Origin of the sequence: Streptomyces sp. NPDC020299, assembly GCF_044387825.1 — a bacterium.
Taxonomy (GTDB): Bacteria; Actinomycetota; Actinomycetes; order Streptomycetales; family Streptomycetaceae; genus Streptomyces.
Genome location: NZ_JBIRWL010000005.1, coordinates 89,462 through 106,740, shown reverse-complemented (window position 1 = coordinate 106,740; position 17,279 = coordinate 89,462). Strand labels below are relative to the sequence as shown.

Sequence of the window (17,279 nt, the reverse complement as noted above, 5' to 3'; positions counted from 1 at the left end):
TCGGCGGCACTATCAGGCACTGCGCCGCTCTCACCAACGGAGGCCATCGTGCCCGTCATCTCGGAGCCCTCCGGCTTCAACGAGGAAGACCTCTACGTCGACCTCCGGTCGATCTTCGGGTTTCCGCTGTTCCTGAAATGCGAAGGCTTCAATTTCGCCGGCTCCATCAAACTGAAACCGGCGAAGGAGATGGTGGAGGCCGCGGAACAGGAGGGGCTCATCACACCCGACTCGGTCCTGGTGGAGTCCTCGTCGGGCAACATGGGCGTGGCGCTGAGCGTGATAGCGGCCAGCAAGGGCTACCGGTTCCTGTGTGTGACGGACTCCCGCTGCAACCTGTCGACCCGGCTGTTGATGGAGGCGCTCGGCGCCCATGTCCATGTCGTCACCGAGCCCAGCCCGGACACCGGTTACCTCGGTGCCCGTCTGGAGTACATCCGCGGACTGTGCCTCAGGGACAACCGGTGTGTGTGGCTGAGCCAGTACACCAACGCGCACAACTGGAAGGCTCACTACCACCGGACGGCACCGGCCATCGCTCGCTGGTTCCCTCATCTCGACGTCCTGTTCGTCGGTGCGGGCACCACCGGAACGCTCATGGGGTGTGCCCGCTGGTTCAGGCACTGGCACCGCCCCGTGCGGATCGTCGCGGTCGACACGGTCGGCTCCGTGACCTTCGGCGGCGCGCCGGGGCGCCGGATGCTCCCCGGGCTCGGCATGAGCATCCGGCCGCCCTTGCTGGACACGTCGTACGTGGACGAGGCCATCGAGGTCGAGGAGGCCGACACCATCCGGGCCTGCCATCGTCTGGCCAGCCACGGTTTCCTCTTCGGCGGCTCCACGGGCACCGTGGTCAGCGGGGCGATCGACTGGCTGTCCCGCCGCGACGACCAACGCCCCACCGCGGTGGCCATCGCCCCGGATCTCGGCGAGCGCTATCTCGACACCATCTACCAGGCCAACTGGATCCAGGCCCTCTACGGCGACGACCTCTTCCCCACCGACACGCGGTCCGACACCGATCCCCGTCAGGCCCGTCATGCCCGGCCGGCGCCGTCGGTGCGGTCGCCCGGCACGCCATAGGCGCCCGTCGCGCGGGCCCCCGCTCCTCGCGACCGCGCCACCGTCACGGCCGTCAGCACGAAGCCGGCGCGCACCGCGAACCGCCCGTCGAACCCGGCCGGCGCCGTCGGGTCGAGGACGGGCTCGGCCAGACGCCCGTGGAAGGTCTCGTGGGACGGGTCCAAGGTGAGAAACACGTCCGTGAAGTCCAGCCACTTACGGGTCAGCGGGAACCACGCCTTGTAGACGCTCTCCTTGGCGCTGAAGAGCACCCGGTCCCAGTGGACGTGCCCCCGGGGCAGGTCGTCGAGAGCCGCCGCTTCCGCAGGGCTGGTGACGACGTGCAGGACGCCGCCCGGCAGTCCGTCGTGGGGTTCGCCGTCGATGCCCAGCGAAGCCAGGTCCCGCTCCAGCGCCACCGCGGCGGCGCAGTAGCCGCGGCAGTGCGTGATGCTGCCGACAACCCCCCGCGGCCACACCGGTTCGCGCTGCGTCCCGATCAGGATCGCGGAGGCCGGCCGCCCCAGAGCCCGCATGGCGCGCCGGGCGCAGGTCCTGCCGGCGGCGAAGGCCCACTCCCTGTCCTCCGCCACCCGCCCCAGAGCCGCGGCCTCCTCGGGCAGCAGCCGCACATCGCTGTCGCGCCCCACGATCTGCGCGGCGCGCGCGACGTCGGGCAGGAGCCCGGCGATCGACTGCGACGGCCAGGTCATATCAGCAGTTTCGCCCGCCTACATGCCTGGTGCATCTCTCCACCGCACCGCCCGGCTCATTCGGCCCGCTCGGGGTCCGCCGCCGTGGCCTCCGTGACATCGCCGGCGTAGACGAGGGCCACCCGGTGGTTGTACTGGACGGTGTACATCCTCTTGCCGCCGAGGACGACCCTGCCGCTGGACGGGAAGTAGTCGTCGGTGACGGCCGGGGGCTGGGTGGCGACGTAGGCCTGGCCGGCCGGGACGGTGTACTGCGCCAGCGGTTTCTGGGTCGAGGCGCCCAGGCCGGACGGGTACTCGGAGGCGTCCGGGTAGCTGGAGCCGTAGACCGGCACCGGCGCGTCCCCGGAGGCACGGACGACCGTCACACCCTCGGCGCGGGTGGTGTCGCAGCCGCCCGGGTTGTGGAACCACACCTTGGACCCGCTGAACCAGATCGCCGTCCAGTCGCCCTCCTGCCCGGCGACGACGAACTGCTGGCCGGCCTGTGCGGTGCCGCCCCAGTCGTTGATCCGGTCGGTGCCCGCGGCGTTCGGGTGCACCGCCTGGTCGCCGAAGAGCGGGGCGTCCGCCTGGGGCGCGGTGCGCAGGTACACGAAGTTCGCCGGACCGGGCCGCTCGGTGCACTCCGTGGTGGCACCGGTCGGGTCGTCGGACGGGCAGACCTGGACGGTCTGCTGGTTGCGGTCGAATCCGGGGGTGATCGTGACCACCGAACCGACGGGGCCCACGCCGCGGCGCCCGGTGACCGGAGCCCCGAGCAGACCCATGAAGTGCTCCCAGTCCCATGCCGGTCCCGGATCCCAGTGCATCCCGGAGACCAGCGCCGTGCTGGGCCCGGCCACGTTGTCGTGTCCCAGGATGTGCTGGCGGTCCAGCGGGATGCCGTACCGGGCGGCCAGGTACTTCACCAGTTCCGCCGTGGCCTCGTACTGGGCCTCGGTGTACCAGGTGCCGCCGTGGGCGGCGTAGCCCTCGTGCTCGATGCCGATCGAGTGCATGTTGGCGGAGTAGTTGCCCGCGTGGAACGCGAGGTCCTTGGTCGGCACCATCTGCGTCACCGCGCCGTCGGAGGAGCGCATCACATAGTGCGCCGAACCGCCGCCGGGGGTCTGGAAGATGTTGATCGCGGACTCGTAGGACGACTCGGTGTCGTGGATGACGATGGAGTCGATACGGATGCCGTTGGCGGGGCGGTTGGAGACCTGCCCGTTCGAGGGGGACGCCGCGACGAAGGTGCACGACACGGTGACGGGACACTCCGCCGTGCCGTCCTGGGCGGTGACCGACTTCCGCACGGTCGACCGCGAGCCGGCCGTACGCAGGCCCGCCACGGCGCGCAGGGTGACCCGCTGGCCGTCGTCGGTGGTGCGCGAGGCCCCCTCACGCAGGGTCGCGTAGACCCGGTCGGCGTACGCGGTCGCCGCCCGGCGCTCGGTGGAGCCGCTGAACCGGGCCACCGCCTCGTACCAGGCGCCGGGGTCGCGGGACAGCTCGCCGGTCGATTCCCTCTGATACGACGCCAGCAGCGCGGCGCCGCCGCGTATGTTGGCCGCCGGGTCCGTGCGCAGCGCGCGGACCGGCAGACCGGTCAGGCGGGCCGCCTTTTCGAGGGTGTGCAGCGCGGGCGCCGCCGCCGTCTTCGCCAGATCGGCCCGGCCGGCCGCTCCGGTGTCGCCACCGGCCAGCATCGCCGGGGTCACGTCCGTCAGGTGCATGGGCCCGTAGCCGCCGTCGGCGCTGTACCTGCCTTGATGCGTCTCCCAGGCCGACTGCTGGTACGCGACGGCCAGCAGGACCGCCACCGGTACCCGGTATTCGGCGGCCGCGGCGGCGAACTGGTGCTGCCGCTGGGATGCCGCCGAGGTGACCGCGGATGCGCCGCCGGGCGCGGCGACCGCCACGGAGGGCGCGGACATGCCGGCCGCGGCCAGCAGCCCGGCCGCGACGAGCGCGGTGCCGCGGCCCCGCGCAGGGATGATGCGTCTCGTTATCAAGGTCCTGGACTTCCCTTTCCAACCCCCCGCCCTGAGCGGGCAGTTGCCGAAACTAGCACACGCCTCGCGGCTCACAGGGGCGGCCCGACGGCCCGCACCGACGGGGGTGTGCCATCGCCTGAAAGGACGTCAATTCGGGCGGAATGAACATTCAGCCATTACTGTCATTTGACATGATTTCAAACTATGAGAGTAATCAGGTCGGGTACAGCAGACCGAAGAAGGGGCGCCGCCTGCCGCTCGGGCTGTTCCCGCTGGTCGCGGCCCTACTGACGACCGCGACGCCGTCCGCGCAGGCCGCGGCGCTGGGCACCGACTGGGACGCCATCGCGAGATGCGAATCGAGCGGGCGCTGGCACGCGAACACCGGCAACGGCCACTACGGAGGCCTTCAGTTCAAGCAGTCGAGCTGGATCGCCGCCGGCGGACTCAAGTACGCCCCCCGGGCCGACCTGGCGACGAAGAGACAGCAGATCGCCGTGGCCCGGCGCCTGGCCGCCCTCCAGGGCATGAATGCCTGGGCATGCGCGTGAGGCCTGCCGGGCCTGGGCAGCCGACTGAAGGCCGCCCGCCCGCGGCCCCGTACTGTCCGCATGGGCGGAGGCTGGGGCATGGCGGACGCCGGGCAGCGACCGCGTGCCCGCCTCGCAGGACCCGGTGACCAGTGACGGCCGCCGTTCGCGTCCTCGCCCATACCGGTGAACCGGTAGCCACCGAGCCGCACTTGCTCCACTCCTGGGAGGGAGCCGGGGCGACTCCGATTACCCAGCCTTCACCATTCCCACACCAAGTCATCACCTTGCGGTCGCCTTTTGTGTAGGCTCCAGGCGCTTCATCCGTACCACCGAGGGGGGACTCCTCATGCGTACCCGTTACGCCGTGGCCACCGCCGCCACCGCCGTCATATCCGCCGTGCTCACCGCCGCGCCCGCGCAGGCCACCGAGTACACCTCCGCCCTGAAGATCAAGGGCGTGCAGTACGACGCTCCGGGCCCGGACTCCAACCGGTGCTCCGGCGGCAACACCAGGGACGAGTACCTGACGATCAAGAACTACTCACACAGCGCGACGGTCAATCTCAAGGGCTATGTCGTCAAGGACGCCACCGGCAACCACTTCACCTTCTCCGCCGACCACTACCTTCAGCCCGGCGACTACGTGAAGCTGCGCGGCGGCCACGGCACCGACTCCGACGCCCACAACGTGGTCTACCGCCAGAACTGCAACTTCATATGGAACAACGACAAGGACACCATCTACCTCTTCAAGCCCTCCGGATCCCACGCCGACACCCACTCGTACACCAAGGCGGGCTCCGACCCGGACGGCAACGGCTACATCACGTACCACGGCTGACCGCGTGCCCCGTCGGATCGAAGCCGTCGAGACCGCCAGGCTGAGTCTGGTGCCGCTCGCCGTCGGGCACGCGGACGAGATGGCCGAGGTGCTGTCCGACCCGGCTCTGCATGTCTTCATCGGCGGCGCCCCGCACTCTCCGCGAGCTCTGCGGGCGCGGTACGAACGCCTGGTGGCGGGCTCGCCCGATCCCCGGGAGACGTGGTGGAACTGGGTGATCCGGCTCCGCGAGGAACATCGCCTGGCGGGAACGGTGCAGGCGACGATCACCGCCACCGAGCACGGCTCCGCGGCCGCGGTCGCGTGGGTGGTCGGCACCCCGTGGCAGGGACGCGGCATCGCCACGGAGGCGGCGCGAGGACTGATCGCCTGGTTGCCGGAGCAGGGCGTGCGGGTGATCCGCGCCCACATCCATCCGGACCATCGGGCATCCGCTGCCGTGGCCGCCGCCGCGGGCCTGGCTCCCACCGGTCACCGGCATGACGGTGAGATCAGGTGGGAGCTCCGCCCGGCCGGGCCCGGCGGGGTCACGTCGTAGCGCGTGGCCTGCCCTGATCGTCGGCTACCGCCTCCGTTCCCGCGCCGTCACGCGCCGCTCGTGCGGGTGCGGTGGTGGGTGCGGGCGGAGAGCCGGCGGTACAAGGCGCCGAGCACCGCTGCCTGGACGAGGGCGCCGACGACGACCCCGGTCCACAGGAGCGGGCCGGGCAGGAACAGGAAGAGCCAGGAGGTGGGGGCCGTGACCACGAAGGCCCGCACTCCGGCGAGACTGGCGTCCTGGTGTTCGACGAACAGCGTGTCCGCCCCGACCCAGATCAGGACGGCGGCCACCACCGTCAGATAGCCCACGGCCGCCGGATTGAACAGGCAGTGCCGTACCGTCGCGGTGAAGGAGCGCCGGTCCGCGTCCATGTCGAGCCTCCCAAGGCCGTTTCCGGGTTCCCACGATCCCGTGAGCCGGCGACGGTGGCCTGAGTACCCGTACTCACATGCGTACACGCGCCCTGCCCAACTGCATCTGTGGCGCGATCACGGGAAACTCGAGAGGCAGCGATCGACTCAGGAGCGGACCGGGAGGCGAGGGATGTGATCGCCGTCAACCCGACGGACAGCGCGTCGCTGCTCGCCGCCTTCGGCGCGCTGGGGGTCCTGGTGGTGCTCTTCGCCGAGTCGGGCCTGCTGGTCGTCGGGTTCTTCCTGCCCGGCGACACACTGCTGTTCCCGGCCGGTGTGCTGTGCGCGGCGAGTGGTGACCAGGATCCGCGGCTGGAGCTGTGGCAGGTGCTGGTGTGCGCGGCCGTCGGCGCCGTGGCGGGCGGACAGGTGGGCTATCTGCTCGGGCGGCACGGCGGACGGCCCCTGCTGGCCCGCACCTCGAGGCGGCGGGTGAGGGAGGGGGCGGAACGGGCGGAGCGGCTCCTGGCCCGCTACGGATACGGCAAGGCGCTCGTGATCGGCCGTTTCGTCCCGATGGTGCGGACCGTGCTGCACCCGGCGGCGGGCGCGCTCGGCGTGCCCGCGCGGACGTTCACGGTCTGGCAGATCGTGGGCGGCCTGCTCTGGTCCCAGAGCCTCGTACTCGCCGGATATCTCCTGGGTTCGTCGGTCGCCCACATCGACGACTATCTGCTGCTCCTCGTCGCCGTGATCGTCGTTCTCTCGCTGCTGCCGCTGCTGGCGGAGGCCCGCCGGTCGCGGCACGACCGGCGGGATCCCTCTCGTCCGACGGGGAGCTGACCACGGCGCTCACGGGAGCCGGCGGGCCAGGTCCGTCTCGCGGACGAGCGCCCAGGCGTCCGCCACGGGACCTATGTGACCGAGCTTGTCGGGGTTGAGCACCGTGCGGATCGTCTGGATCCGTCCGTCGAGGATCTCGAGCGTCCAGATGTTGATGACCTTGCCGTCCCGGTCGCGGAAGACCGCGCCCGGCCGGCCGTTCACCTCGTGCGGCTGCACGGTCCCGCCGATCTGGGCGAACGGCGGGACGAGAGAGGCCAGCACCCGGGCCACGTCCTCGACACCGGTGACGCGTTCGGCGAACAGCGGGGCCTTGCCGCCGCCGTCGCCGACCATGTGCACGTCGGCGGCGAGCAGTTCCCGCAGCCCTTCGACGTCCCCCTCCCGGAAGGCTTCGAGGAACCGCCCGGCGAGTGCGTCGCGCTCGCGCCGGTCGGCCTCGAACCGGGGGCGGCCGGCGTCCATGTGGCGGCGCGCCCGGACCGCGAGCTGGCGGCACGCCGCCTCCGAGCGCCCCACGGCCGACGCGATCTCCGGGAAGCCGAAACCGAACACCTCTCGCAGCACGAACACCGCGCGCTCGAGCGGGCTCAGCCGCTCGAGCAGCAGCAGCGCCGCCATCGACACCGAGTCGGCCAGTTCCGCCGCGCGCTCCGGATCCTGGTACGGGTCGGTCAGCAGCGGCTCGGGGAACCACGGCCCCACGTACTCCTCGCGCCGCACCCGGGCCGACCGCAGCACGTCGATCGAGAGCCGGGTCACCACCGCCGAGAGGAAGGCCCTGGTCGAGACGGGCCGGGTCGCCGAGGCCTCGTAGCGCAGCCAGGTCTCCTGGACCGCGTCCTCGGCCTCGCTCACACTGCCCAGGATGCGGTACGAGATAGCGAACAGCAGCGACCGCAGCTCCTCGAACTCCTCGGCCCGGCTCACGCCAGCTCCTCCTTGAAGCCCTGCCGCCACGACGGATGGCGCAGCTCCCAGCCGAGCTCCCGCTTGGCCTTGGCGTTGGAGAAACCGCGTCCCTCGGTCATCATCACCACCGCCTGGTCCCCGGCCAGCAGCCGGGCCAGCCACACCGGGACCCGCATCGGCCGCTTCGCCCCCGCGCAGGCGGCCAGACAGGGCAGCCACTCGTTCGCCGGGGCGGGTTCGTCGTCGACGATGTTGAACACGCCCGTCGCCTTCTGCTCCAGGGCCAGCACGGTGGCGCTCGCCGCGTCGTCGAGATGCACCCACGAGCTGTAGCCGGTGGCGCGGCCGACGAGCGGGTACTGCCGTTTGCGCAGCAGCTCGACCTGGTCGTCGATGGCGCCCGGGCCGTAGAACGCGCCGTAGCGCAGGACCGCACCGCCGGCTTCGAGGACCACGTCCTCGACATGGACCAGCGCTTTCAGCCCCTTGTGCGCCGCCGTCCCCTCGAGCGTGTCCAGCGGGTCCTCCTCGGTCTTCACCCATCCGCCCTCGCGGATTCCGTTCCAGCTGGCGTAGCCCTGTGCGACGACGTGGGGGACGCCGGTCGCCTCGGCGGCGGCCAGCAGGTGGTCCGTCCCCTCGGTGCGCAGCCGGTTGGTGGTGGCGAACCATCGGTCCGGGTGCTTCAGATCGGGCTTGCCGGCGTGTGCCGGGGAGATCGCCGTCATCTGGTGCACGATCGCGTCCGGCCGGGCGGCCGCCACGGCCTCACCGACCGACAACGCGTCCAGTCCGTCCATCACGACACCGTCCGCGCCCAGCCGCGTCAGCGCGCCCAGCTTGGCCGCGCTGGTGGTCGTGGCCGTCACCTGGTGGCCCCGTGCCACGAGCCGCGGTACCAGCCGCCGCCCCAGAACCCCGGTCCCGCCCGCCACGAAAACCCGCATGATCGTCACCTTCCCGACGCAGAGTCTGTCTCCGACACCCGAGACGAGACAGCACCGGCCGTTTGTGACATGGGAGGAGAAGCCGGGGACGAAGCGGGTCATCCCGGCGTCGCCGTCACCGCGCACCGTCCGGTTTGCGCCAGGTCATGATCTCGGTCGGCGGGAGATGCTCCGCGAAGCGGCCGTCGGCAGAAGCCTGCCGCAGTACCGCGCGCAGGTCTCGCTCGAATTCCCCCAGACGGCCGCCGAACAGGTGGGGGGCGGAATCGGATCGGGAGAACACATACGCCACGAGGTCGTCGGCGCTGCGGTGCACCACCTCACCGGCCGGCACGACATGCCGTTCGAAGTCCCCGAAGCCGGCCCGGGCCAGGACGAGGTCCTCCCGGCCCGGCGTGCCGTTGACCAGCGTTCCCTGCCCGGCGCGGCGCACCGGACCCAGGTACCGCCGCACCAGCTCGCTGATCCGCGCGTACGGCGGTTCCGGCAGCGGCAGGGGCGTCGGTGCGGCGGGCGGGTTCTTGTGGTCGCTGATGTGGACGAAGGCGCCTTGCGGCTCCAGCATCCGCAGCACGGCCGCGGCGACCCGATCGCGCTCGGTCCAGTGGAAGGACTGGGCGAACACCACCGCACGGAACTCGCCCAGACCGGCGGGGAGGTCCTCGGCGCGGGCTGCCGCCCACCGCACGTTGGTCACCCCGCGGTGCCCGGCCCGCCGCTCGCCCTCGGCCAGCATGTCCGCGTCCGGGTCCATGCCGACCGCCTCGGCGAAGAACCGCGCCAGGGCGAGCGTCACGATGCCGGGCCCGCAGCCGACATCGAGGAGCCGGCCCCGCCCGTCCAGACCGAGAGCCGTGGCCAGGGTTTCCTCGAAGCCCGGGGCGTACGGCAGCCGGCCGCGCTCGTAGTAGGCCGCGCTTCCCCGGAACAGGGTGCTGTCCCACTGCCATCCGTCAGGCATGTCGATTCCGCTCCAGGAGTCGGCGAAGGGCGATCACCGTACGCGATGCGCGCGTCCGCCACGTACCGGTTTTCCTCGGCTGCGAGGTGTGAACCGACCGCGAGCGGAGCGCCCCGGACCTGTCCGGGGCGCCCGTTCCGCGGCAGCCGCTTCTCCAATGACCGCGGAGTACCCACCCGCTCGGCGAGGGGCAGCCCGAGAGTGCCACACCGGACGGCCGGCGCGGTGCCCACCGGCCCGGAGGTCAGCGTCTCGTAAGGTCCGTGACCGGCTCCCAGGGAACCCCCGTGGTCGCATCTCGGCCACTTTTAAGTCAGCCGCTTGATTAATGCAGTCGCTTTAACTTCACTGGAGGGGAAGCGTCCGCTTGATCAGCCGCCCCACCCCACTGGAGGCCGTGTGTCCCCCGCACGAGGACAGGAACAAGCACTGCTGCCCTACCCCCTCACCGGTCCCGCCGCGCTCGAACCCCCCACGGAATGGGTCGAGTTGCACCGGCGCTGCCCGGTGGCCCGGGTCGCGCTGCCGAGCGGGGACGAGGCCGCGCTGCTCACCCGGTACGCCGACGTGCGGCTGGCGCTGAGCGACCCTCGGCTGAGCCGGGAAGGCGCCACCAGCCCCGACGCTGCGCGCGTCGCCGACGGCGAGTCGAGCGTCTTCACCAGCCCCATGGCCCAGACGCTCAACGCCGAGGGCCACGAGCGGTGGCGGCGCATGCTGGGCCGGTGGTTCACCGCCAAGCGCATGCGGGCCCTGCGTCCGGCGATGGAGGCGACGGCCGACCGGCTCGTCGACGCCATGGTGGAACAGGGACGGCCGGCCGACCTCGTCGAGCATCTGGCCTTCCCGCTGCCGGTGTACGTGATCTGTTCCATGCTCGGCGTCCCCGAAAGCGACCGCGACGAGTTCAAGCTCTGGTCCGACACCTTCCTCAGCACCACCAGGTACACCCCGGACGAAGTGGCGGCGGCCTACCGCGCCTTCGAGTCGTACATGTCCGGCCTCATCGCCGACAAGCGCACGACGCCGGCCGGGCAGGCGGTGGCCGGACAGGCCGTCGCCGAAGAGGAACAGGACCTGCTCACCCTGCTGATCAGTGCCACCGACGCCGAGGGCAGGCCCATGTCGGACGCCGCGCTCACCGCCACCGGGCAGGCACTGCTGATCGCCGGGCACGAGACGACCGCGGGCTTCATCGCCAAGATGCTGGCCCACCTGCTGTCGGACCGGCCCGGTCGCTGGGAGCGGCTGCTGGCCGATCCCTCCCTGGTCCGCCCGGCCGTGGAGGAGGCGCTGCGCTTTGACCCCAACGGCAGCGCGTTCGGCATGGTCCGCTACGTGCACGAGGACATCGAGGTCGGCGGCACGGTCGTACCCCGCGGCACCACCGTGGTGTGCAGCATGGCCGCGGCCAACCGCGACACGGACGCCTTCGACCACGCGGACGAGATGGACGTGGCCCGCACCCCCAACCCGCATCTCACCTTCGGCGCCGGACCGCACTCCTGCCTAGGCCAGCCGCTCGCCCGGACCGAGATGCAGACGGTGCTCAGTGTCCTGCTGCGCCGCCTGCCCGGTCTGGAACTGGCGGTCGACGCAAGCGAACTGGAGCAGGTGGAGGGCCTCCTGACGCGCCCCTTGCGTGAGCTTCCCGTGCGGTGGTGACCATGAGCGCCGAAGTCGTGTCCACCGAACGCTCCGGCCAGACCCGCGAGGCCATCATGGCCGCGGCGGAGCGGCTCTTCGCCGAGCGGGGCCTGCTCGCGGTCTCCAGCCGGCAGATCAGCGAGGCGGCCGGGCAGGGCAACGTATCGGCGGTGGCCTACCACTTCGGCACCAGGGCGGGCCTCGTCCGGGCCATCATGCGCAGGCACTCCGAGGCGGTCGAACGCATCCGGCTGCGCATGCTGGACGAGATCGGCGGCAGCGACGACGTCCGGGACTGGGTGGCCTGCCTCGTCCGGCCCGTCCCCGAGCACCTCGCCACGCTCGGCACCCCGTCCTGGCACGCCCGTTTCGCCGCGCAGGTGATGACCGATCCCGTCCTGCGGGCGATCATCACCGACGAGGCCCTCGCCCGGGAGCCCCTGTGGCGCATCCTCCAGGGCCTGGGCCGTCGCCTCGCCTCCGTACCGGCTCAGGTACGCGCCGAACGCGGCGACATGGCGCGCCAGTTGATCATCCACACCTGCGCCGAGCGGGAACGCGCCCTCGCCGAGGGCACCCACACCCGACTGACCTCCTGGGAGGACACGGCCGTGGCACTGACCGACGCCGTCACCGGCCTGCTCCTCGCCCCCGTCACCCCCCGCCCCCCACACGCAAGGACAGCCCCCTATGAAGATCACCGTTGACGAAGTGAAGTGCTGCGGCGCCGGTCAGTGCGTGCTCATCGCGCCCGAGGTGTTCGACCAGCGCGACGAGGACGGCATCGTCGTCCTCCTCGGCACGGAGCCCGCCGAGGAGCACCACACGGCGGTCCGCGAGGCCGCGAGCGTCTGCCCCGCCGCGGCGATCGAGTTGAGCGAGACCAGGTGACCGCACCCGCCCACGTCCTGATCGTCGGGGCCTCCGTCGCCGGCCTCGCCACCGCCGAGACTCTGCGCCGCAAGGGCTACGACGGCCGCCTCACCCTGCTGGACGCGGAGTCCCGTCCGCTCTACGACCGGCCGCCGCTGTCCAAGCAGGTCCTCTCCGGCACCTGGTCGCCCGACCGGGCGCGGCTGCGCGCCCCGGAGGCGCTGCAGGCACTCGGCGCCGAGTTCGTCCTCGGCGATCCCGCCGTGGCGCTCGACGCCGCGACCCGCACCGTGCACACGGCGTCCGGGCGTGTACTGCGCGCGGACGCCGTGGTCCTGGCCACCGGCGTACGGCCGCGGACCCTGCCCGGTCGGGAGGCGCCGGCCTCGGTGCGCGTACTGCGCACCCTGGACGACGCACTGGCCCTGCGGGCCCGCCTGCTGACCACGCCGCGCACGGTGGTCGTCGGCGACGGCGTGCTGGGCGCCGAGATCGCCGCCACCGCACGCGCGATGGGCGTGGACGTGACGCTGGCGGGCCCCCAACGTGCCCCTCTTGAAAGCCAGTTCGGTTCCGCGGTGGCGGGGGAGCTGGCGGCACTGCACCTGCGGCACGGTGTCGCCCTGCGCCTCGGCACCCCGGTCGAGGGCCTGAGCCGGCACGACGGCACGGTCACCGGGGTGCGGCTGGGCGACGGCCAGACGCTGCCGGCGGACCTCGTGGTGGTCGCCGTCGGCGCCGCTCCGGCCACCGACTGGCTCGGCGGAAGCGGTCTGCGACTGGACGACGGTGTCGTGTGCGACGCCCACTGCCGTGCCGCCGCCGGTGTCTACGCCGTCGGTGACGTGGCCCGCTGGCACCACCCGGGTGCCGGCGAGCTGTGGCGGCTGGAGAACCGCACCAACGCCGTGGAACAGGCCGCCGCCGTCGCCGCGGACATCCTCGGCGAGCGGCGCCCCTACACCCCCGTCCCTTACTTCTGGACCGAACAGTTCGACGCCAGGATCCACGTCTACGGACGCCCCGGCGCCGACGCCGAAGTGAGCGTCGTCGAGGGCTCCCTGACCGACCGCCGCTTCGTCGCGCTCTACCGGCGTGCGGGCCGGGTCACGGCCGTCCTCGGCTGGAACATGCCCAAACAGGCACGCCTGCACCGCCAGGCCCACCTGGCCGAGCCCACGCACGCGCCCACACCCACCCCCACCCGAACCTGACCGCCCCGCACACTCCCGCCCCGACCATTCGAGGACGACGATGACCACCGCACCCGTCACCGGCCCCGCGTCGGCCGACATCCCCCGGTTCCCCCCTCCGCGGTCCTCCGCCTGCCCCTTCGACCCCTCCCCCGAACTGCGCGGCCTCGCCCTCCGGGGCCCGCTGACCCGCGTCCGGTCCTGGGACGGCAGCACCCCGTGGGCGGTGACCGGCCACGCCGAGCAGAAGGCACTGCTCGGCGACCCCCGACTCAGCGCCGACTTCGCCCACCCCGGCTTCCCCAGCCCCGTCCCCCACCACGGCGGCGGCGAGCAGACGGCCACCGACCTGAGCTTCGTCGGGATGGACGACCCCGAGCACGCCCGGCTGCGCCGCATGGTCAGCGGTGCCTTCACCATCAAACGGGTCGAGGCCCTGCGCCCGGCCGTGCAGCGCATGGTCGACGACTTCCTGGACACCATGCTGGCCGGTCCCCAGCCCGCCGACCTGGTCCAGGCACTCGCCCTGCCCCTGCCCTCCCTGGTCATCTCCGACCTGCTCGGCGTCCCCTACGAGGACCACGACTTCTTCCAGACCAACAGCAAGACCCTCGTGTCCGCCGTCGCCACCGCCGGGCAACGGCACGCCGCGCACACCGATCTGGCCCAGTACCTGGACGACCTGGTGGCGACGAAGCTCACCCGCCCCGGTGACGACCTGCTGTCCGCCCTCGCCGCCCGCATCCACGCCGGCGAGCTGACCCGCCGCGAGGCCGCCACCATGGGCGTGCTCCTGCTGCTCGGCGGCCACGAGACGACCGCCAACATGATCAGCCTGGGCACCCTGCTGCTCCTCCGGCACCCCGACCAGCTCGCCCTGGTCCGCGACGCACACGAGCCCGCGGCGATCGTCTCCGCCGTGGAGGAACTCCTGCGCTACCTCTCCGTCGTCCACCTCGGCCGCCGCCGCACCGCCCTGGAGGACATCCGGATCGCCGGCCACACCATCCGCGCCGGAGAAGGCGTCATCCTCCTCGGCGAACTCGCCAACCGCGACCCGTCCGTCTTCCCCGACCCCGACCGCCTCGACCTCACCCGCCAGGCCCGGCACCACCAGGCCTTCGGCGCGGGCACCCACCACTGCCTGGGCCAGCCCCTGGCCCGCATGGAACTCCAGGTCGTCTACCCCACCCTCTTCCGCCGCCTCCCCACCCTGCGCCTGGCCACCGGCCTGGACCGGGTTCCCTTCAAGTACGACTCGGTGATCTACGGCGTGTACGAGCTGCCGGTCACCTGGTAGCCCGGCCCCTCGGGGGCGGGCACTGCGAGCAGGAGGAGCGTCACGTCGTCGTCGTGGGCGGCGGTGTCCGGGATGAGGGCTTCGATCAGCCGTGCCGCGGCCTGGTCGAGAATCTCGGGGTCCGCGGGAGCACCCTTCAGCGCGACCTGGAGGGTGTGGGTGAGGACATCGATCTGGGCGTCGATGTCGGTGCCGGGTCTCTCGACCAGCCCGTCGGTGTAGAGCGCGAGGGTGCTGCCCGGTGGCAGGGGGTGGGTCGTCTCCTGGAACGGCACCGCGCCGACGGACGGATCGTTGACGCCCAGCGGCACGTTCACCGGTGCCCGCAGCCGGCGGGCAGGGCCGTCAGGGGCCAGGGCGATGACCGGCAGGTGTCCGGCCGAGCACAGGGTGACCTCGCCGACCGCCTGGTCGATGACGAGGTAGAGGCAGGTGACGAGCTGGTCCGCCAGGTCGTCGACGAACGCGTCCAGTCCGGCCATGAGCCGGCTGGGCGGTACGCCCGTGCGCGCCAGTGCGTGGGAGGCCGCGCGGAGCTGGCCCATGACGGCTGCCGCCTCCAGGCCGCGGCCCATCACGTCGCCGATGACGACGCCGGTGCGGTCCTGGTCCAGCGGAATGATGTCGAACCAGTCTCCGCCGACCCCGGGGTCCTGCACGGACGCCAGGTACCGGTGCGCGCTGGGCAGGTACGGCAGGCGGGGCGGCTCCCCCATCAGGCTGTGCTGGAGGGTGTGGGCGATGCGCCGGTGCTGCTCGTAGCGCTCGGCGCGTTCGGCCTCGGCCTGTCTGCGTTCGGTGATGTCCCGCACGGTCAGGAACACCAGCGTTTCCTGTTCGGCCCTCAGGCTGCTGACGCTCACCTCCACGGGGAACTCACTGCCGTCGCTGTGCAGCCCGCACAATCCCTTGTCCAGGATCATCGGCCTCGGGTCGCGCAGCCGCAGGTAGGCGGCGAGGAGCGCGCTGTGCCGCCGACGCCCCGATCGGGGCACGAGGTCGACGACCGCGGTGCCGGTGAGGTCGCCGGGCCCGTGACCGAACAAGCGTTCCACCTGGGCGTTGGCCATGACGATGGTGCCCCGGCCGTCCGTGATCAGGGTGGCGTCGGGCGCGGATTCCAGCAGCGCGAGAAAGCGCCGGTTGGCCCGCTGGACCTCGCGCTGGGCCGCGACCCGTTCGGTGATGTCGGTGACGACACCGCACACGGCGTAGGGCGTACCGAACGGATCCTTGAGGGGAAAGAGAGTGGTGAGGACGTCCCTCGGCCCTTCCGGCAGGGCGAGGAGCTCCTCCCGTTGCACGGGAGTGCCCTGTGCCAGCATGGCGAGGTCCGCGTCCCGCGCGTGACGCGCGAGGTCGGGCGGCATGACGTCCCGGTCCAGGCGGCCCAGCACCCGCTCGCGGGGCAGGTGTGTGCTCTCCTCGAACTGCGCGTTGACCGCCAGGTAGCGACCGTCCAGGTCCTTGATGAACACCACCGCGGGCGTGTGGTCCATGAACGCCTGAAGCAGTTCGGTCTGCCGTACCTGCCACTGGGCGCGGGCGTGCGCCACCTCGACACGGCAGCCCACGACCAGGGCGCCGAAGATGATCGCGGAGAACACGACCGCGTGGCCGCACACCAGCAGCGCGATGCCCAGCCGCGACCCGTACAGCCCCGCGTTCTCCCCTGCCAGGACGGCCCAGCCCAGCAGCAGCGGCGCCACCAGGGCGGTGGCGAACAGCCGGCGGCCCAGCGCGCCCGTGGTGCCCGCGTTCGTCAGCAGGCCTGCGACGCCTTCGTCGGGCCGGGTCAGGAAGGCGGCCATACCGAGCAGGACGAGAGCGAGCCCCGTGTGCAGGGCCATGCCCGTGTAGCCGCCGAACCGTTCGAGTTCGGGGACGTCGTAGGCGAATGCGTAGAGCCGCGCCATGCCCAGGGCGAAGACGGCCAGGCCGGGGATCTGACTCGTCCAGGCGGGCAGGCGGGAGGTGCTCGCGCACCATGACGCCAGGCCCGTCAGCGCCAGCGCCGCGGCCGTGTTCGGTGCCATGCGTCCGGGCACCCCGGTCGCCACCCGCGCGGTGTCGTCGTCGAAGAGGAGCTCGTCGATGCCCAGGCGCGCTCCGGTCACGTACTCCGCGATGGTGAGCCCGGCGATCAGGACGGCCAGGAGGGCTGCCGCACGGGCCACGGCGATCGTTCGCCGGGTCGCGGGCCTGCGGGCCACCAGGAACAGGGAGAAGCCGAGCGCCAGGAGAGCCACAGCGGTGTTCGGCTTCATGGACGAGTCGACGCGGGGCAGCACGGTCTTCAGCGCGTCTATGCCGAGGATCCAGCCGACCAGGCCCAACGCCCCCAGCGTGGCGGCCACCAGGGACGCACCCCGAGCAGCGGCGCGAGCGGCGGCCAGGGCGGGCTGCTGGAACGGCAGGCCCTCGGCCTGCACTGCTCCGGGCAGGCGAGGCAGCTCGGACGTCGGCTGCTCTTTCGTCACCAAATTCTCATCCTCATGGATGAACGGCTCCATCAGCACTCATCAGCTTAAATGCTGCCAAAGATGTGCATACGGTGATGAAGAGCGTCAACATTTCTGAT

At 71.9% G+C, this 17,279-nt stretch carries 17 protein-coding genes; 10 read left to right on the top strand and 7 right to left on the bottom strand.

The features are described 5' to 3' along the window. Window positions 1–48 precede the first annotated feature (48 nt). On the top strand, window positions 49–1,083 hold the full coding sequence (gene sbnA, locus ACH45E_RS14840) for a 2,3-diaminopropionate biosynthesis protein SbnA (protein ID WP_361438935.1): 1,035 nt from the start codon (window positions 49–51) through the stop codon (window positions 1,081–1,083). Here sbnA and ACH45E_RS14835 read toward each other — a convergent pair. Beyond that, window positions 1,038–1,775 (bottom strand): 4'-phosphopantetheinyl transferase superfamily protein, encoded by a 738-nt coding sequence (locus tag ACH45E_RS14835; protein ID WP_361438937.1) that lies wholly within the window; start codon window positions 1,773–1,775, stop codon window positions 1,038–1,040. The genes sbnA and ACH45E_RS14835 overlap by 46 nt on opposite strands. Window positions 1,776–1,831: 56 nt before the next feature. Then, window positions 1,832–3,694, bottom strand: coding sequence for an N-acetylmuramoyl-L-alanine amidase (locus ACH45E_RS14830; RefSeq protein WP_361439161.1), 1,863 nt, complete (start codon window positions 3,692–3,694; stop codon window positions 1,832–1,834). 251 nt (window positions 3,695–3,945) lie between these two features. Between ACH45E_RS14830 and ACH45E_RS14825 the strand changes: the two genes are divergently transcribed. The 3 genes from ACH45E_RS14825 to ACH45E_RS14815 all read left to right on the top strand — a co-directional run bounded on the left by ACH45E_RS14825 (window position 3,946) and on the right by ACH45E_RS14815 (window position 5,666). Next, a complete protein-coding gene (locus ACH45E_RS14825) occupies window positions 3,946–4,305 on the top strand; it encodes a transglycosylase family protein (RefSeq protein WP_361438939.1) in 360 nt (119 codons plus the stop codon). Between the two features lie 328 nt (window positions 4,306–4,633). After that, the gene (locus ACH45E_RS14820) at window positions 4,634–5,128 is read left to right on the top strand and encodes a lamin tail domain-containing protein (protein WP_361438941.1); all 495 of its coding nucleotides are present in this window, start codon (window positions 4,634–4,636) and stop codon (window positions 5,126–5,128) included. Between the two features lie 4 nt (window positions 5,129–5,132). Next, on the top strand, window positions 5,133–5,666 hold the full coding sequence (locus ACH45E_RS14815; RefSeq protein WP_361438943.1) for a GNAT family N-acetyltransferase: 534 nt from the start codon (window positions 5,133–5,135) through the stop codon (window positions 5,664–5,666). 47 nt (window positions 5,667–5,713) lie between these two features. Here ACH45E_RS14815 and ACH45E_RS14810 read toward each other — a convergent pair whose 3' ends face one another. Further along, complete coding sequence (locus ACH45E_RS14810; protein ID WP_361438945.1) at window positions 5,714–6,040, bottom strand: SCO4225 family membrane protein; 327 nt, start codon at window positions 6,038–6,040, stop codon at window positions 5,714–5,716. 174 nt (window positions 6,041–6,214) lie between these two features. On the opposite strand from ACH45E_RS14810, the gene ACH45E_RS14805 reads away from it, so the two are divergent. Continuing rightward, window positions 6,215–6,865 carry a DedA family protein gene (locus ACH45E_RS14805; protein WP_361438947.1) on the top strand — a complete coding sequence of 217 codons (651 nt, stop codon included), beginning with the start codon at window positions 6,215–6,217 and terminating at the stop codon, window positions 6,863–6,865. A gap of 9 nt (window positions 6,866–6,874) precedes the next feature. On the opposite strand, the gene ACH45E_RS14800 is transcribed toward ACH45E_RS14805, so the two are convergent. The 3 genes from ACH45E_RS14800 to ACH45E_RS14790 all read right to left on the bottom strand — a co-directional run bounded on the left by ACH45E_RS14800 (window position 6,875) and on the right by ACH45E_RS14790 (window position 9,685). Beyond that, entirely contained in the window at window positions 6,875–7,795 is a 921-nt protein-coding gene (locus tag ACH45E_RS14800; RefSeq protein ID WP_361438949.1) for an RNA polymerase sigma-70 factor, read from the bottom strand. Further along, the gene (locus ACH45E_RS14795) at window positions 7,792–8,724 is read right to left on the bottom strand and encodes an NAD(P)-dependent oxidoreductase (protein ID WP_361438951.1); all 933 of its coding nucleotides are present in this window, start codon (window positions 8,722–8,724) and stop codon (window positions 7,792–7,794) included. Before ACH45E_RS14795 ends, ACH45E_RS14800 begins: the two co-directional genes overlap by 4 nt. Before the next feature lie 115 nt (window positions 8,725–8,839). Further along, a complete protein-coding gene (locus ACH45E_RS14790; RefSeq protein ID WP_361438953.1) occupies window positions 8,840–9,685 on the bottom strand; it encodes a class I SAM-dependent methyltransferase in 846 nt (281 codons plus the stop codon). A gap of 399 nt (window positions 9,686–10,084) precedes the next feature. Here ACH45E_RS14790 and ACH45E_RS14785 point away from each other — a divergent pair, with 399 nt between their 5' ends. From ACH45E_RS14785 to ACH45E_RS14765, 5 genes are read left to right on the top strand one after another with little or no spacing between them, the layout of a single operon-like run. Then, window positions 10,085–11,350, top strand: coding sequence for a cytochrome P450 (locus tag ACH45E_RS14785; RefSeq protein WP_361438955.1), 1,266 nt, complete (start codon window positions 10,085–10,087; stop codon window positions 11,348–11,350). 2 nt (window positions 11,351–11,352) lie between these two features. After that, window positions 11,353–12,039 carry a TetR family transcriptional regulator gene (locus ACH45E_RS14780; RefSeq protein ID WP_361438957.1) on the top strand — a complete coding sequence of 229 codons (687 nt, stop codon included), beginning with the start codon at window positions 11,353–11,355 and terminating at the stop codon, window positions 12,037–12,039. Further along, the gene (locus ACH45E_RS14775; RefSeq protein WP_361438959.1) at window positions 12,023–12,223 is read left to right on the top strand and encodes a ferredoxin; all 201 of its coding nucleotides are present in this window, start codon (window positions 12,023–12,025) and stop codon (window positions 12,221–12,223) included. Before ACH45E_RS14780 ends, ACH45E_RS14775 begins: the two co-directional genes overlap by 17 nt. Beyond that, complete coding sequence (locus ACH45E_RS14770) at window positions 12,220–13,419, top strand: FAD/NAD(P)-binding oxidoreductase (protein ID WP_361438961.1); 1,200 nt, start codon at window positions 12,220–12,222, stop codon at window positions 13,417–13,419. Before ACH45E_RS14775 ends, ACH45E_RS14770 begins: the two co-directional genes overlap by 4 nt. A gap of 40 nt (window positions 13,420–13,459) precedes the next feature. Then, complete coding sequence (locus tag ACH45E_RS14765; RefSeq protein ID WP_361438963.1) at window positions 13,460–14,698, top strand: cytochrome P450; 1,239 nt, start codon at window positions 13,460–13,462, stop codon at window positions 14,696–14,698. On the opposite strand, the gene ACH45E_RS14760 is transcribed toward ACH45E_RS14765, so the two are convergent. After that, on the bottom strand, window positions 14,665–17,178 hold the full coding sequence (locus ACH45E_RS14760; RefSeq protein ID WP_361438965.1) for a SpoIIE family protein phosphatase: 2,514 nt from the start codon (window positions 17,176–17,178) through the stop codon (window positions 14,665–14,667). The genes ACH45E_RS14765 and ACH45E_RS14760 overlap by 34 nt on opposite strands. Window positions 17,179–17,279: the final 101 nt, after the last annotated feature.

Excerpts from the sequence above, each read along its gene's own strand:
- ACH45E_RS14835 (WP_361438937.1), bottom strand. The coding sequence starts at position 1,775 with ATGACCTGGCCGTCGCAGTCGATCGCCGGGCTCCTGCCCGACGTCGCG.
- ACH45E_RS14830 (WP_361439161.1), bottom strand. The coding sequence starts at position 3,694 with ATGTCCGCGCCCTCCGTGGCGGTCGCCGCGCCCGGCGGCGCATCCGCG.
- ACH45E_RS14825 (WP_361438939.1), top strand. The coding sequence starts at position 3,946 with ATGATTTCAAACTATGAGAGTAATCAGGTCGGGTACAGCAGACCGAAG.
- ACH45E_RS14820 (WP_361438941.1), top strand. The coding sequence starts at position 4,634 with ATGCGTACCCGTTACGCCGTGGCCACCGCCGCCACCGCCGTCATATCC.
- ACH45E_RS14810 (WP_361438945.1), bottom strand. The coding sequence starts at position 6,040 with ATGGACGCGGACCGGCGCTCCTTCACCGCGACGGTACGGCACTGCCTG.
- ACH45E_RS14795 (WP_361438951.1), bottom strand. The coding sequence starts at position 8,724 with ATGCGGGTTTTCGTGGCGGGCGGGACCGGGGTTCTGGGGCGGCGGCTG.
- ACH45E_RS14790 (WP_361438953.1), bottom strand. The coding sequence starts at position 9,685 with ATGCCTGACGGATGGCAGTGGGACAGCACCCTGTTCCGGGGAAGCGCG.
- ACH45E_RS14780 (WP_361438957.1), top strand. The coding sequence starts at position 11,353 with ATGAGCGCCGAAGTCGTGTCCACCGAACGCTCCGGCCAGACCCGCGAG.
- ACH45E_RS14775 (WP_361438959.1), top strand. The coding sequence starts at position 12,023 with ATGAAGATCACCGTTGACGAAGTGAAGTGCTGCGGCGCCGGTCAGTGC.
- ACH45E_RS14765 (WP_361438963.1), top strand. The coding sequence starts at position 13,460 with ATGACCACCGCACCCGTCACCGGCCCCGCGTCGGCCGACATCCCCCGG.